We start from the raw sequence: 16,341 nt of genomic DNA, 5'->3' as shown, positions 1-16,341 counted from the left end.
ACGTTACAGTCCTAAAAAAACAACAATTCAAAGGAAGTCACTCAATTATGCGTAAAAGTTTTATTGCCATCGCCATCGGCGCCACTCTCACCGCCGGATTCATGGCAGGTTGCAGCAGCACAGAAACTAAAGCACCTAACGTTATCTCGGTACAAACCCAAAACCCGCTGTTCCAAGCCAGTAACCTGCAATATCAAGCCCCTGATTTTAGCCTCATCAAGAATGAGCACTTCGCGCCAGCCCTAGAGCAAGGCATGGCAGAGCAGTACCAAGAAATTATCGCAATAGCCAATAATCCGGCAGCAGCAACCTTCGATAATACGATTGTGGCTATGGAGAAAAGCGGCGCCCTACTCAACCGTGCATCAAGCGTGTTTTATAATTTAGCAGGGTCAAACAGCAATCCAGAACTGCGTAAAATCCAAGGGGAAATGGCGCCAAAAATGGCGGCCCACTCAGATAATATCAACTTAAACCCAGCGCTATTTTCCCGTATCGAAGCCATCTATAACGACCGCACTAACTTAGGGTTAACCCCAGAAGCCGTACGTTTGGTTGAGGTATATCACCAACGCTTTATCATGGCTGGCGCTAAACTTACCGATGAACAAAAAGTTAAAATCCGCGCGTTAAATGAAGAACAATCAACACTAACGAATGAGTTCTCTCAGCGTTTATTACGCTTAACCAAAGAAATCGCCGTTGTGGTGGATTCAAAAAGTGAACTTGCTGGATTAACCGACGGTGAAATAGCTTCAGCCGCGAACGATGCCAAAGCGGCCGGTCACGATGGCAAGTATCTGATTAACATAACCAACACCACTCGCCAACCTGTGTTGGCATCACTGGAAAACCGTGAGCTACGCCAGCGTATTTGGGAAGCCTCAGCGAACCGTGGCTTAACTGGTGAAAACGAAACTGCGTCACTCGTATCTCGTTTAGCGAAACTCAGAGCCGAGCGCGCAACACTATTAGGCTATGAAAACTGGGCAAGTTATCGATTAGCACCGCAAATGGCCAAAACACCCGAAGCGGTTTACAGCATGTTTGGTTCAATGGTGCCTGCGGTAGTTGCTAACACAGAGAAAGAAGCGGCCGACATTCAAGCGATGATCACTAAAACCGGTGGGAAATTTGAACTGGCACCGTGGGACTGGGAGTTTTACGCAGAAAAAGTCCGCCAAGAAAAATACGCTCTCGATGCCAATAGCATTCGCCCATACTTCGAATTTAACCGCGTGCTCGAAGACGGCGTATTCTACACACTCAAAGAACTCTATGGCGTCACCTTAAAACCACGCCCAGATTTACCGGTTTACCATCCCGATGTAAAAGCCTACGAAATGTTTAATGCCGATGGATCAAGCATGGCCATTTTCTACGCCGACTATTTTGCCCGTGAAGGTAAACGTGGTGGCGCTTGGATGAGTTCGTTCGTCGGTCAATCCTTCCTCGAAGGCACTAAACCTGTGGTCGTCAACGTGATGAACATAAAGAAAGCGCCCGAAGGTCAACCTACATTCGTCAGCTATAACGAAGTCACCACTATGTTCCATGAAATGGGTCACGGCACCCACGGCATGTTCTCTAAAGTGACTTATCCAAGTCTGGCGGGTACCTCGGTTTCACGCGACTTTGTCGAATTTCCATCGACGTTTGAAGAAGATTGGGCCGCCCATCCAAAAGTGTTAGCGAACTACGCGAAACACCACGAAACGGGCAAACCCATTCCCGATGAACTGCTGCAAAAACTGCTGAAATCTGGCAGCTTCAACCAAGGCTTTGACACTCTGGAATACATGGCCGCCGCATTAGTAGACATGGAATGGCATTCATTAAGCCCAGAGACGCCGCTGCAAGATGTACCAACCTTTGAAGCCAATGCCCTGAAAAAGCACGGCTTAAACATCAGTGCCGTACCTCCGCGTTATAAGTCGACCTATTTTGCCCACGCCTTCCCCGGCGGTTACTCGGCAAGTTATTACGCTTATATGTGGAGTGAGATTTTAGCGGCGGATGCGTTTGCGTATGTACAAACCCAAGGTGGGCTCAATCGTGAAATCGGCATGAAGTACCGCAAAACGATCCGTGAAGTGGGTAATAGCATAGCGCCAATGGACGCCTACAAAAACTTCCGCGGACAAGAACCAACCACGGAAGGCTTACTTAAACGCCGCGGTCTAGATCAAGCACGCTAAGCTAAGAGTTGGTAGCCTTAATGCGATAGGCTAAAGATAAAGACAAACTCAGCCTTAACCAAAAAAATCAGCCAGCATAATGCTGGCTGATTTATTTTGACTTATTTGACGTGAACGTTTGCAGTGAAAGGTTTCAATTAACGTCTAGCTAATTGCGCCTTTAGATTTGATTTTAAGTACGATAATACTAATCACAAATGCCACACTACAAGCCACTAAACCCGCGACAACAGACTCGGTAAATCCAAGTGCCACATAACCCACTAAGCTAATAAACGCCGCAATGAGTGCATAAGGTAGCTGAGTCACCACATGGTCAATGTGGTGGCAACTGGCGCCCGTAGACGACAAGATAGTCGTGTCGGAAATTGGTGAACAGTGATCGCCAAATACAGCCCCCGCCAGCACAGAGGCAAGCATAGGCAACATCATGCCTGTGTGACTTCCCATAGCCATATCAGCAGCAATCGGCAACATGATCCCGAACGTACCCCAGCTAGTACCGGTTGAGAACGCAGTAATACCTGCTAGCACAAACATTAAGGCGGGTAAAAACGCGAACGGAATATTTCCTGTTGCTAAACTCGCCATAAACTTACCGGTTTCGAGTTGACCAATCACCCCTGCGATTGTCCAAGCAAATAACAGGATGTAAATCGCCGGCAGCATAGAGCGAGCGCCCTGCACTATACCTTTGACTATCATCAATTTCTCAACGCCTTGCACTAAATTCAATATCAGCGAAACCGCTAGACCAATTAATGCACCAAAGAAAAGTGATGAACTGACATCGGTTTTCTCAAAAGCAGAAATAATATTAAATTCAATCCCTTCCGCCGCGAGTACTTGAGCGCCACTGTTAATCATAAAATAGAGGGTTGCAAATACCAACACGGTAATCGGCAGAAATAGACCTAAAATCTTACCGGTTTCGGCTTCAGGTAAATCCGCGTTCGCCCCAGGCGGTAATCCTTTAGACTCATCGTATAAATTACCACGTTGGGCATTGAGCTCATGCTCACGCATTGGCCCAACATCTAATCCCATAAAGACAACAAAAAGTAATAATAACAAGGAGAAGATTGCGTAAAAGTTCATTGGAATCATTTGAATAAAAATACTCAAATGACCTGTATCAGCAAAACCATGGGCAGTTAATATCCCGCCAATGAGTGCGATAATATAAGCACCCCAGCTCGAAACTGGAGAAATAACGCACACAGGCGCCGCAGTAGAATCTAATAAATAAGCTAACTTAGCGCGGGAAACATAATAACGATCAGTAACAGGTCGAGCGACCGAACCAACAACTAAACTATTGAAATAATCATCAATAAAAACTACGCAACCTAAAAACATGGTCAATAGTTTAGCGTCACGTTTATTACGTATATGTAAACGAGCCCAATCGGCAAAAGCCCGCGCGCTGCCACTTACGGTAATTAACGCTGTGATCATTCCCAGTACAATTAAGAAACCGAGAATATATAAGTTCCACGAATTTAGACCTTTATCAGTCCAAAAAAGCCCTTTAACGCCATTAAATACAAACTCACCCGTTGCTAAAGGTGAAAATTGATTGAGCAATAAAGCACCAATTAAAATACCTAACCCCAAAGAAAGCAGTACACGGCGAGTCAAGATCGCCAACACGATAGCCACCGCAGGCGGCAACAAGGAAAGTGCCGAATCGGCATAATTCATAACAGTCATTGATTATTATCTTCGTTAAATACGAATGGAGGGCGACTGAACTGGTGGGAAAAGGCAATAGATACCCAAGGTCACCTGTCCTATCAGTAGCGCTCCATAGTAACTATTCCCAATATCCATATCGGAAAATACTATGGCAGTGCTGCACCTATTAGGTACAACCCCAGCAGTTGATCGTGATAAATCGAACCACTTCGGCACCAAATCCTTTCGCAATCGATCAACGGAATCACCCTACTGATCACTACTAATATTTGGCGCGCCTCTACTTCTAAGAACGCCCTTGCACGGGCGTGAGGCACATAAAAACATAAGCGGCTTAGCAGATGCTACCGCAAAGCCACTTAATGTGACCTAGATCACAGATAAAATCAACTGAGACTTGTAATCAGCTCAGGAACCGCCTCAAACAGATCTGCAACGAGTCCATAATCGGCAACTTGAAAAATCGGCGCTTCAGGATCTTTGTTGATTGCAACGATGACTTTAGCGTCTTTCATGCCGGCTAAATGTTGAATCGCGCCAGAAATACCGACGGCAATATACAAGTTTGGCGCAACGATTTTACCGGTTTGACCCACTTGTAAATCGTTAGGCACAAAACCTGCGTCAACTGCAGCGCGTGATGCGCCAACGGCTGCACCGAGCTTGTCAGCAAGTTGCTCTAACATACCGAAGTTTTCACCACTGCCCATGCCTCGGCCGCCAGATACGATAATGCCAGCATTGCCTAACTCTGGACGGGCAGAAACTGTCAGCGATTGAGAAACAAACTGAGTTCTCGCTTCAAACACTTTATCAAGTGTCGTCACAGCCGCACTGTTACCTTCTGGCGCAGCGTCAAACGCACTGGCGCGCACTGTTATCACTTTAATGGCATCATGGCTTTGCACTGTCGCTAAGGCGTTACCCGCATACACAGGGCGCACAAAGGTATCGGCATTGACGACGGTAATAACTTCTGAGATTTGCGCGACATCTAATAATGCTGCAACGCGCGGAAGCGTATCCTTACCTAAACTTGAAGCCGAGGCCAGAATGTGACCATAGTTTGGCGCTAAGTCCACCAGCAATTTGGCAAAATTTTCCGCTAAATGCGCTTCATACACGCTGGCATCAGCAACGAGTACTTGGCTAACACCTTGTAGTGCCTGCGCCGCTTGGACAACCGCGCCACATTGGTGACCCGCAACTAAGACATGTACTTCATCGCCTATGGCACGGGCGGCGGTAACAATTTTTGCCGTATCGAGTTTCAGTGCAGCATTATCATGTTCAGCTAATACTAAAATGGCCATTAGATCACCTTCGCTTCATTTTTTAACTTTTCAACTAGCTCAGCTACCGACGCTACCATGATGCCCGCTTTACGTTCAGCTGGCGGAGTGACCTTCACAATCGTTTGGTGACTCTTTAACGTCACGCCTAAGTCTGCCACAGTAAATACTTCTAATGGCTTACGCTTGGCTTTCATTATGTTAGGTAGTGAAGCGTAACGGGGTTCGTTCAAACGTAGATCAGCGGTCACGACAGCAGGTAAAGGCAGCTTGAGAGTTTGCATGCCGCCGTCAATTTCACGGGTGACTTGTAATGTATTCGCTTCTAATTTGATTTCTGAAGCAAAGGTCGCCTGTGGCATATCCATTAACGCGGCAAACATTTGGCCAGTTTGGTTATTATCACCATCGATGGATTGCTTACCAAAAATCACCAGCTCTGCTTGTTCTTTGTCTTGTACCGCTTTGAGCAATTTGGCGATAGACACTGGCACGAGCTCTTCTTCAGTATCGATATGAATTGCACGATCTGCGCCTAATGCAAGCGCGGTACGCAGTTGTTCTTGCACGGCTTTATTACCAATACTGACAACAACCACTTCAGTAGCGCTACCCGCTTCTTTTAAACGAACCGCTTCTTCTACTGCGATTTCACAAAAAGGGTTCAACGCCATTTTTAGGTTTGCAGTGTCAACACTTGTATTGTCAGCTTTGACCCTGACCTTCACATTGGCATCAACAACGCGCTTAACGGGCACCAATACTTTCATAGGGTTTCCTTCCTACACTTTCATGTACATGGACAAAACATTGGTTAATACCAATGCAGGATAGAGCAACTTTACGTCCTGTTAACGTTAACGTCAACCAAAGTCAAACGCCTGTTTGTATTTTTTAATCCGCTGCAACGGCCACTTTTTTGGACACTTATTTGAGGGAATAAGAAAAGTTCAAAAAATAAATAATATTTAATTTCCTTAAAACGCATAATTTTATTTGATTCGAGCTATATTAGTTTCTATCATTTAGGTGTTGTTCACCATTATCCTGTATTAAAAAATAGAGTGGGACGAAAATAGATATGAGCGAATTTTTAGAGATATTAACTCACGGCCGTCGTTTTAAAGCTGCAGTAAAAGAACTTAGCGTTGAAGAGTTACGTGATTTAGCCGACAAATTAGATAAAATTTTAGTAGAACGCGAGTCTATGGCTGAGGAAGAAGAACAAGCCATGGCAGCTCGTAATGCTAAGATTGAAGAAATCCGTCAACAAATGGAAGCCGTTGGTTTATCAATTGATGACTTAGGTGGCGTAGCTGTTAAAGCTGCTGCAAAGAAACGCGCTCCTCGTCCAGCCAAATACCAAATTGAAGTTGACGGTGAAATGGTTCAATGGACTGGCCAAGGCCGTATGCCTACCGTATTTAAGAACGAGATCAACAAAGGTCGTTCTATGGAAGATTTCTTAATCTAATCCAACCAAGTGTGATGGCGCTAATTTGCCAACACCAGTTTGCATAAAAGCTCGCATTATTTGCGAGCTTTTTTATATCCATCAATCGTTTCAAACTTAAACGACAGCCGTTAATTCCGCACCTCACTCCCGCTCAAATTACGTTACAATTCAGCCTTAGTATTTACATCTGCTTTCAGTTACTCTTTGTTCACCCTCACTCGATTGAATAAAATAATGCAGATAAACAATAAGATAATGATAAGCTGCAGCATAATCGCTAGCTTAGTATCACAAACAACATTTGCCCAACTCAATACTGGAACAACATCCAGTAAACTCACTGCATTTACCCATGCTGAATTAATTATTGCCCCGGGAAAGCGTTTAAGCGATGCCACTTTATTAATTGAAAATAATCGAATTAAAGCCATTATTGAGCACAACGACATTCCCGCTGGCGCATTTAGAATCGATTTGAGTGGTTATACAATTTATCCCGGATTTATCGATCCTTTTACTGATTATGGGATTGAGTTCGAATATCCCAAACTTAAGCTCACTCGCCCCGTCTATGATATAAAGCGTATCGGTGGTAATGCGGAAAATGGTGCAATTCATTCTGAAAAAGAATGGTTTAATTACATTTACCCCAATAAAGAACGCGCAAAAGAGTGGATTAATAATGGTTTCACCAGTGTGCAAAGTAGCAAACTCGACGGTATCTTCCGTGGGACGGGTGTCAGCCTTTCATTAGCAGACAAAACGGCTAATGAAGTGATTTATCGCGCCCGCAGTCAACCTTTTATGGCATTTGATAAAGGTTCGTCTGAACAAGATTATCCCTCATCATTAATGGGCAGCATTGCACTTATTAGGCAAACCTTTGCCGATGCAAATTGGTATAACCAAAATAAAAACAAACCTGCCAATGGCGCAATAAACAATCAAGTCGAATTTAATATTGCCTTTGAGCGTTTAGATAATTTAGCCGATAAGCAAATTATCTTTGAAACCAAAAATCTCAACGACCAATTACGTGCAGCCCATTTACTCAAAGAACATAAACTGCCAGCCAACCTACTTGGTAATGGTCAAGAATACTCACGCATCAATGAGTTAAAGGCGCTGAACTATCCGTTGATCTTACCTTTAAACTATCCGCAGGCGCCCGATGTAGGGACAGATGACGCTGATCGTGAAGTGTCACTGGCGGATTTAAGACAGTGGGAACGTGCACCAACCAACCCTGCGGCGGTAGCTAACGCAGGTATCCCCTTTGCGTTAACGCAGTTTGGGATTAAGACCGATGCCTTCTGGCCGCGCCTACGCCAAGCCATTGCCCAAGGTTTAAGTGAAGAAAACGCTCTCGCGGCACTCACCACCCAAGCCGCAGAGATGACAGGCACCGCCGACTTTACCGGTAAACTCGCGCCCGGTTATATGGCTGACTTTGTTATCACTAAAGGCAATATCTTTAAAGATGGCCAGATCTACAGTGTTTGGTTGCAAGGTCAGGAGCAAAGTCTGCGCTCACTTCCCCAAGCACGATTACTGGGAGATTACCAATTAAGCCTCAATAACCTCACGCTAGATTTATCGCTACATGATGAAAGTAAAAGTGATAAACCCAACATCCAAGGTAATTTAAGCAGTGGCGAACAAAGTATCTCACTCACTCAACTTAAGTTAGATGATAACGGAAGATTGAGCTTTACTGCCGATTTGAGCGCCGCAGGCATTAACGGCCTTAGCCGCTTTACGCTGTGGATGGCCGATGACGGCATTCAAGGTCGTATGGTCGATGCAAAAAGTCGCACTACAAATGTTGCCGGTGTCGCTTTAACTCAAACTGCAAAGCTCAAAAAAGCAGACCAAACAAGCAATAATGCTCCCAAGAATGAAGCCAGCACGAGCCTAGTGAGTCACCTCACCTTCCCTAACGTCGCTTACGGACTGAGCGAAGCACCTAAGGTGGAGAAGCTACATATCAAAAATGCCACCCTGTGGACATCGGATAAACAAGGTATTCTCGAACATGCTGATCTCTTGATGGCCAATGGCCGCATCGAAAAAATTGGCCAACAATTAAGTACACCATCAGGTTATCAAGTCCTCGATGCAACAGGTAAACATCTCACCGCCGGCATAGTCGATGAACACTCGCATATCGCCATTAATGGTGGCACTAACGAAGGCACGGATGCTGTGACTTCTGAGGTACGCATTGGCGATATTATTAATCCCGACGATATTTCAATCTATCGGGCCTTAGCGGGTGGAGTCACCAGCGCGCAATTACTCCACGGTAGCGCCAACCCTATCGGTGGCCAATCACAACTGATCAAAATGAAATGGGGCGAGTCGGCCGAACAACTCAAATTTGTTAACGCGCCCGCCAGTATCAAATTTGCTTTAGGTGAAAACGTCAAACAGAGTAACTGGGGCGAGAAATTTGTTCAGCGCTTCCCCCAGACTCGCATGGGAGTAAAAGCCTTATTTGAAGAAACCTTCGACGCTGCTATCGCCTATGAAAAGGCGTTAAAAACCTATGATAATCTGCGCTCCAGCGATAAAAAGAAAACCATCGCCCCGCGTCCAAGTTATCGTCTGCAGGCGGTCGCCGAAGTATTAAACCAGCAACGCGACGTACATATTCATTCCTATGTACAGTCAGAAATCCTGATGTTTATCCGCTTGGCCGAGGCCTATCACTTTAAAGTACAAACCTTTACCCATGTGCTCGAAGGTTACAAAGTGGCGAGTGAACTGGCTGCCCATGGTGCTGGCGCATCGACCTTTGCCGATTGGTGGGCCTATAAGTTTGAGGTGTATGATGCGATTCCGCAAAACGCTTGTCTGATGCAAAACAAGGGGGTGACCACCAGCATTAACTCAGACGATTATGAAATGCAGCGCAGACTCAACCAAGAAGCGGCTAAGTCTATGATGTATTGCAATATGTCGAAGGAAGATGCTTGGAACATGGTCACTATCAATCCGGCTAAACAATTAAGAGTCGATGAATTTGTGGGTTCACTCACCCCAGGAAAAATGGCCGATGTCGTACTCTGGAACGCAGAGCCTCTGTCTATTTACGCCAAAGTGACGCAGGCATGGGTTGAAGGAAAACGCTATTTTGACCGCGACCAAGACCAAGTTGCCCAACAAGCTGTGGTGAACGAGCGCGCCGCACTTATCCAAAAAATTCTCAGCAGTGATGACCAAACTAAAGCGGGTGAAAAAATCACGCCACTCAACGAGCCACAGTGGCACTGCGACACCCACTATCAGGCATGGGGCCACGCTCATGAGGGAGCCAAATAATGCAACATTTATCTAAAACCGTTTTGTTTGTGGCGCTACTCGGCGCAATTTGCACCACGCAGGCCCCAGCTATGGCAAGCGATATTGTGCCTACGCCTAAACAAAGCCGCAGCGTACTGATTAAAAACGCCACTGTGCACACAGTCACTCAAGGCGTGCTCAGCAACACAGACGTCTTAATTGAAAATGGCAAGATCACGGCCGTTGGGCCCCAACTCACCAGCCAAACCAACAGTGCAACCGCAGAAATCAGTGACACTCAAGTCGTCGATGCCAGCGGTAAACACTTGTATCCGGGCTTAATCGCCCTAGACACCAGTTTAGGCTTAGTCGAAATTGAAATGAGCCGCCCAACAGTTGATAACGCCGAGGTGGGTTATATCAATCCGCAGATCAGCACGGCCACAGCTTACAATGCGGATTCGGAGCTCATCCCGACCATACGTTACAACGGCATTACCCACGCACAAATCGTTCCGAGCGGTGATGGGTTAGCAGGACAATCGGTACTGGTGGATCTCGATGCATGGACGATTGAAGATGCGATGACACCAAGTGCTGGACAGTTCCATGTCTATTGGCCGCAAATCAAACGCATGCCAGAAGATGAAAAAGAGAAAGCCAAGGCCATCGAGAAAAATCAGCAGGCGATCGACAAGCTCAATATCACCTTTGAAGATGGCTATCGCTATTTCTTAAGTGATAAGGCCAGCGGCAAAGACAAAAACCAGAATGAAGATCCACAGTCTGCGACTAACAACCTGCGCTGGCAGGCTATGCTGCCGCTATACCAAGGCAAAGCGACACTGTTTGCCCATGCCGACAGTGTTGGCCAAATTGAGCAAGTGATCGCCTTGACGAAAAAATACCAATTCAAACTGGTAATTGTCGGCGGATACGATGCATGGCGTTTGGACTCAAGCCTAAGGGAAGTTAAAGCTGGGGTCATTTACCCTCATACCTTGAGTCTCCCTAAACGTAAAGATGAGCCAGTCGATTTACCCTTTAAGATCCCATATTTACTCGCCAATGCAGATATTCCCTTCGCCCTTGGGTTCTCATCGGACTGGAATAGCCGTAACCTCCCCTACGCCGCAGGTTACAGCGCCGCTTATGGTTTAACGCCTGAACAAGCACTTAAGTCCATCACCTTAGATGCCGCAAAACTGTTAGGTGTGGAAGATTTAGGTGCGATAGCGGTGGGATACCAAGGCAGTGTCGTGCTGTCCGAGGGGGACATTCTCGACCCTATGACCAATAAGATCGAAGCTATTTGGATTGAAGGGCGGCAGATAGATCTGAATAATCGCCATCAGCAGCTTTATCAAAAGTACCTTAAGCGGTAGAATTTGCTCAGATAATAATATCGCATCGGCGCAGCCTACCAAGGCTGCGCAGTTTTCTCCTCAACCTCAGGTCAAACCATGAAAATTATCCTCTCAAGTGCATTAGTGCTCCTGCTCAGTGCCTGTGCAAGCGACTACAGTTTTAACAGTAATTTGGACAGTGAGGCGATTAATGACTATTTCAAGGCATCCGATGTCGTCCTTTATGAAGGTGATACCTTGCCTAAAGGTCATTATGAGTTAAAAGGATTGGTCGAAGGTGAGTCCTGTCAGGCCGATACCAGCGGTGCGCCCGCGTCGCTTGCCGATGCCAGAACCGAAGCCCGTCGCAATGCCGCAGATAAAGGGGCTAACGGCATTATCATCAAGCAATGTGTCATATTTGAAGAAGCTGCCCAAGGTTGTATCAGCCGCGCATTATGCGTTGGTCAAGCAGTAAAAACGGCTACAACAGAGTAAGCCTCACGCATATTAAGCATACTGCTCGCGGCGTGATCCTATAGTGTTCTAAGATTGCCCCTATCAACCGCTTAATGGCTAACGCTTCGTGACCAACGCTGCATTATTAGCGCACAAAGATGGGCCTTAATAATGAGCTTAGGCGGTTGTTATACTTACCCTTTAGGTAATTTTTTGCATGACATTTACCAACCAAATTATCGCAGTGGCAACATGCCGCACGCCCTATAAACAAAAATTTGGCATTCCAAGACAACCCGGACTTGTTGAAGCGCGTGGTTATGTCGAGCTCGAGCCCCATGTGAATCATATCGATGCGGTACGTGGCATAGAGCAATATTCCCATCTCTGGTTACTGTTTTGCTTCCATGAGAATCTTGCCCAAGGTTGGAAAACCACAGTGCGCCCGCCGCGTTTAGGCGGCAATGAAAAACTCGGCGTGTTCGCCACTCGCTCCACTTTTCGCCCCAATGGTATAGGTCAGTCTGTAGTGAAATTGCACGGTGTAGTGCAGCGCAAGGGCAAAGTGTGCCTCGAAATTTCCGGTATGGATCTGCTCGATGGCACACCGATAATTGATATTAAGCCATACATTCCTTTTTCAGATTCTATTACCGATGCTGTTGGCGGCATTGCCCAAGACGCGCCTAAACTGATTTCAGTGGTGTATTCTGACCATGCTAAGACACAGATTGAGCGTTACGCAGAGCAGGAAACCTACACAGATTTAGCCGTACTTATTCGCGGAGTGCTCGGCCAAGATCCACGTCCCGCCTACAAAAAAGCCAAGGACGATCCTAAGTTATACCAAGTCGCCCTCTATGATTTAGATGTATTCTGGCATATGGCGGTCGATGATAATGACCAAGAATATATCTTAGTATTGGAACTCAAACCGGGGAAATCTGGCTAAATGTCTGCGCCAACGCCTACATCAAAACCTGATTATCAAAACCAGCATAAAAAGCGGCTCTCTTGGATGCCGTGGCTGTATTTTTCTTTAAAAGAGAAACATTTAATCTGGGCTAAACCTTGGCAAGATGATATTCAAGCAAGACTTTGCGCCCTCGAAACGGTAACTATCGGCGAGCACTGTTTTATCGCCCCCGAAGCTCAGTTATTTGCCGAACCCAATCGTGATATCCGCATGGGTAATCGCTGCATGATCGCCGCTGACTGTTTCTTACATGGGCCTATCACGCTAGGGGACGAAGTGGCGATTAATCATGGCTGCTCCTTCGATGGCGGCAGGGTCGGGATTCAGATAGGCAATCAAACCCGCATCGCCAATAATGTCACCCTTTACGCCTTTAACCATGGCATGGCGCCAGATACTCCCATCTATCAACAAGCCGCCAACTCCAAAGGCATTGTTATTGGCCAAGATGTGTGGATTGGCGCTCAGGCAGGCATAGTCGATGGTGTGACCATTGGCGATCACGCTGTGGTCGGCATGGGCAGCATAGTGACGAAAGATGTACCCGACTGGGCGATCGTGGCTGGCAACCCCGCCAAAGTGATTGGTGATAGACGGGATAAGTAAGCAGTAAGGATTATCTTGATACTAGCAGTGACGAAGTCACGCTCTAACAGCGCAGCGCTCTTCCTTGCGTTATCCGTTATCCGTTATCCGTTATCCGTTATCCGTTATCCGTTATCCAGCATCAAAAAATGCTATTTATCTCCCAGCTAGTTGAATTTAACCTAAATCCCTAGGTGACATCACCAAAGCAGGTGATAAAATGGCGACCATTCAACTCAAATTTGGACATCGGTAATGCGCGTCAGCAAGTACCTGCTATCAACACAGAAAGAAACTCCTGCCAACGCAGAAGTCATTAGTCATCAATTAATGTTACGTGCGGGCATGATCCGTCGTAATGCGTCGGGCCTTTATAGCTACCTCCCCACGGGCTTACGTGTACTGCGTAAAGTCGAAGCCATTGTTCGTGAAGAAATGAACAAAGCCGGTGCAATTGAAATTCTAATGCCTATGGTACAACCGGCAGACTTGTGGGTAGAAACGGGTCGTTGGGAAAAGTTTGGTCCCGAGCTGCTGCGCTTTAAAGATCGTCACAATCGCGACTTCGTACTGGGGCCAACCCACGAAGAAGTGATCACAGATCTCATTCGTAAAGAAGTCAGCTCATACAAGCAATTACCACTGAACCTTTACCAAATTCAAACCAAATTCCGTGACGAAGTTCGTCCACGTTTTGGCATGATGCGCTCACGCGAATTCTTGATGAAAGACGCCTACTCTTTCCACCTTGACGTCGATACCATGAATGAAACCTATGAGGCTATGTACACAGCCTATAGCAACATTCTATCGCGCATGGGCTTAGCTTTCCGCCCAGTTTTAGCTGATACGGGTTCAATCGGTGGCAGCATGTCACACGAGTTCCACGTGCTAGCACAAAGCGGTGAAGATTTAATTGCTTACTCAACGGGCAGCGATTATGCAGCTAACATTGAGAAAGCCGAATCACCTATGCCAACTGCACCCCGCGGCGCAGCCACTGAAGCATTGCGTTTAGTCGATACCCCAAATGCGAAGACCATTGCGGAATTAGTTGAGCAGTTTGGTTTGGATATCACTAAAACAGTCAAAACCTTGATCGTTAAAGGTGCGACCGAAGCCGCTCCGCTAGTGGCGTTAATCGTTCGTGGCGACCATGAACTCAACGAAGTCAAAGCCGACAAGTTAGACTTAGTCGCATCACCATTGGAAATGGCGCCAGAAGCGCTGATCCGTGACGCCATCGGCGCAGGTCCTGGTTCACTTGGCCCTATCGGTCTTAAAATCCCTATCGTTATCGATCACAGCGTTAGCGTCATGAGCGATTTTGCCGCCGGTGCTAACGTTGATGACCAACACTATTTTGGTATCAACTGGGAACGCGATCTGCCGACAGCGCAAGTTGCCGACATCCGTAACGTAGTCGAAGGCGAGCCAACACCTGATGGTTCAGGCACTTATGCTATGGCTCGCGGTATCGAAGTGGGCCATATTTTCCAACTGGGCACTAACTATTCTAAATCGATGAACGCGACTGTACTTGACGAAAATGGCAAGTCACAGGTGCTACTGATGGGTTGTTACGGTGTCGGCGTGAGCCGTATTGTGGCAGCAGCCATCGAACAAAACTTCGATGACCGTGGCATCATTTGGCCAGAAGCGATTGCACCATTTAGCGTGGGCATTCTGCCAATGAACATGCACAAATCGCACCGCGTCACCGATATCGCCGAGCAGTTATACAAAGACTTAAACGAAGCAGGTATCGAAGTGTTATTGGATGATCGTAAAGAGCGTCCAGGCGTGATGTTCGCCGATATGGAACTGATTGGTATCCCACATACAGTGGTGATCGGCGATCGCAATATCGATGCTGGCGTATTTGAATACAAAAACCGCCGCACCGGTGAAAAACAAGATATTCCATTCGATCAACTGCTCGACTTCCTGAAAAACGCAGTTAAAGGCTAATCCTCAACGCGAAATGTAGACAAGCTGAAGATCAAAAACGAAACGCACTTGAGCCCAGCTTAAGTGCGTTTTTTATTGGACTTTTATTGACTGTCGCCGCTCACTCGCGACATGACTTTTTATATGCAGCTGTTTACCGCTGTATTTTGGGCACTGTATTTTTGGCAAGGTATTTTGTGCTAACAGGTACTGACTCGGAGCGACGCCCATCAACTGCCTAAACATATAACCAAAGGCTGAACCCGAGGCATAACCTAAGGATAACGCTGTAGTGAGCACAGATTCACCTCGGCTGAGCATTTGAATCGCCACCTGCAATCTAAGCCTTTGCAACCATTGACTATAACTCAGCCCTGTTTGCTGTTTAAATAATCTCGCTAACGTGCGGGCAGAGGCACCGACCTCCCGCTGCCAATCCACCAAAGTACGTTGCTCACTTGGATCGGCAAGCAAAGCCTCGGTAATGCGCAGTAATTTTTTATCCCTAGGATAAGGTAAATCCAAGGCGACCTTAGGGGCGAGTACCATAAAATCACGGATCACCATCAAGAGCCGCATGACGCGATCCTTAAAATCGGGATCAATTAGCCCAGCCTCACTCTTCACTAAGGCATTAACCTCTTGCAGTAATAACTGCAAAACAGGCTTCACACTCAAACAAGTACAGTCGGGTGGAAACCCGCCTATCCGGGTTTCATCCAAATACAGACTACTCAATTGCACCTGACCTAGCGCGATAACCTCATGATCGACAAAGGGAGGCACCCACACCGCTTGCTCAGGCGGCACAATGTAACGCCCCGCAGGCGTGATCACACTCAACACGCCTTGACTGGCATAAATGACCTGTCCCCAGGAATGACTATGGCGCTGCACATGTTCAAACGGCTTGAGTGTTCGCTTAAGCAACATGATGGAGGCACTTAGCCCTGCGGCGGCTAAACGTGAAGGTGCGACCTGCGTGTACTGAGTAATATGCAGCTGGGATAAATGCGTGTCAGTGACTTGATTCAAGATGTTATCGCCCAAAGTGATTTTTATATCGAAGCTTCTTTTCGTATTATCGAGCCTCTTC

The 16,341-nt window shown here is 46.6% G+C and carries 12 protein-coding genes and 1 riboswitch; of the genes, 8 read left to right on the top strand and 4 right to left on the bottom strand.

Annotation, left to right across the window (positions count from 1 at the left end; all coding sequences use genetic code 11):
• Positions 1-47 precede the first annotated feature (47 nt).
• Positions 48-2,198, top strand: coding sequence for a M3 family metallopeptidase (locus HQQ92_RS06055; RefSeq protein ID WP_173243923.1), 2,151 nt, complete (start codon positions 48-50; stop codon positions 2,196-2,198).
• A 144-nt stretch (positions 2,199-2,342) separates the two neighbouring features.
• On the opposite strand, the gene HQQ92_RS06050 is transcribed toward HQQ92_RS06055, so the two are convergent.
• The 3 genes from HQQ92_RS06050 to HQQ92_RS06040 all read right to left on the bottom strand — a co-directional run bounded on the left by HQQ92_RS06050 (position 2,343) and on the right by HQQ92_RS06040 (position 5,958).
• A complete protein-coding gene (locus HQQ92_RS06050) occupies positions 2,343-3,911 on the bottom strand; it encodes a Na+/H+ antiporter NhaC family protein (RefSeq protein ID WP_028761122.1) in 1,569 nt (522 codons plus the stop codon).
• Positions 3,912-3,990: 79 nt separating this feature from the next.
• Positions 3,991-4,187, bottom strand: a riboswitch (Lysine riboswitch).
• Between the two features lie 95 nt (positions 4,188-4,282).
• A complete protein-coding gene (locus tag HQQ92_RS06045; protein ID WP_131523133.1) occupies positions 4,283-5,209 on the bottom strand; it encodes an electron transfer flavoprotein subunit alpha/FixB family protein in 927 nt (308 codons plus the stop codon).
• Complete coding sequence (locus tag HQQ92_RS06040) at positions 5,209-5,958, bottom strand: electron transfer flavoprotein subunit beta/FixA family protein (protein WP_028761124.1); 750 nt, start codon at positions 5,956-5,958, stop codon at positions 5,209-5,211. The genes HQQ92_RS06045 and HQQ92_RS06040 overlap by 1 nt, the downstream gene beginning before the upstream one ends.
• Before the next feature lie 311 nt (positions 5,959-6,269).
• Here HQQ92_RS06040 and HQQ92_RS06035 point away from each other — a divergent pair, with 311 nt between their 5' ends.
• The 7 genes from HQQ92_RS06035 (at position 6,270) to HQQ92_RS06005 (ending at position 15,266) form a co-directional block, all read left to right on the top strand.
• A complete protein-coding gene (locus HQQ92_RS06035) occupies positions 6,270-6,662 on the top strand; it encodes an H-NS family nucleoid-associated regulatory protein (protein WP_028761125.1) in 393 nt (130 codons plus the stop codon).
• 216 nt (positions 6,663-6,878) lie between these two features.
• On the top strand, positions 6,879-9,968 hold the full coding sequence (locus tag HQQ92_RS06030) for an amidohydrolase family protein (RefSeq protein ID WP_173243920.1): 3,090 nt from the start codon (positions 6,879-6,881) through the stop codon (positions 9,966-9,968).
• Entirely contained in the window at positions 9,968-11,314 is a 1,347-nt protein-coding gene (locus HQQ92_RS06025; protein WP_173243917.1) for an amidohydrolase family protein, read from the top strand. Before HQQ92_RS06030 ends, HQQ92_RS06025 begins: the two co-directional genes overlap by 1 nt.
• Positions 11,315-11,392: 78 nt before the next feature.
• The gene (gene rcsF / locus HQQ92_RS06020) at positions 11,393-11,773 is read left to right on the top strand and encodes an Rcs stress response system protein RcsF (RefSeq protein WP_028761128.1); all 381 of its coding nucleotides are present in this window, start codon (positions 11,393-11,395) and stop codon (positions 11,771-11,773) included.
• A 178-nt stretch (positions 11,774-11,951) separates the two neighbouring features.
• Positions 11,952-12,686 (top strand): tRNA (N6-threonylcarbamoyladenosine(37)-N6)-methyltransferase TrmO, encoded by a 735-nt coding sequence (tsaA, locus tag HQQ92_RS06015; protein ID WP_028761129.1) that lies wholly within the window; start codon positions 11,952-11,954, stop codon positions 12,684-12,686.
• Positions 12,687-13,316 (top strand): DapH/DapD/GlmU-related protein, encoded by a 630-nt coding sequence (locus HQQ92_RS06010; RefSeq protein WP_028761130.1) that lies wholly within the window; start codon positions 12,687-12,689, stop codon positions 13,314-13,316. It begins immediately after the preceding gene.
• Positions 13,317-13,550: 234 nt separating this feature from the next.
• Positions 13,551-15,266 carry a proline--tRNA ligase gene (locus HQQ92_RS06005; protein WP_173243914.1) on the top strand — a complete coding sequence of 572 codons (1,716 nt, stop codon included), beginning with the start codon at positions 13,551-13,553 and terminating at the stop codon, positions 15,264-15,266.
• A gap of 72 nt (positions 15,267-15,338) precedes the next feature.
• On the opposite strand, the gene HQQ92_RS06000 is transcribed toward HQQ92_RS06005, so the two are convergent.
• Positions 15,339-16,295: a helix-turn-helix domain-containing protein gene (locus HQQ92_RS06000; RefSeq protein ID WP_173243911.1), complete on the bottom strand. Its 957-nt coding sequence runs from the start codon at positions 16,293-16,295 to the stop codon at positions 15,339-15,341.
• Between the last annotated feature and the right edge of the window lie 46 nt (positions 16,296-16,341).

Origin of the sequence: Shewanella sp. DC2-4 (genome assembly GCF_013248875.1) — a bacterium.
GTDB classification, from domain to species: domain Bacteria; phylum Pseudomonadota; class Gammaproteobacteria; order Enterobacterales; family Shewanellaceae; genus Shewanella; species Shewanella oncorhynchi.
Note: the sequence above shows the minus strand (reverse complement) of the source record. Positions and strands in the feature narration are given on the sequence as shown.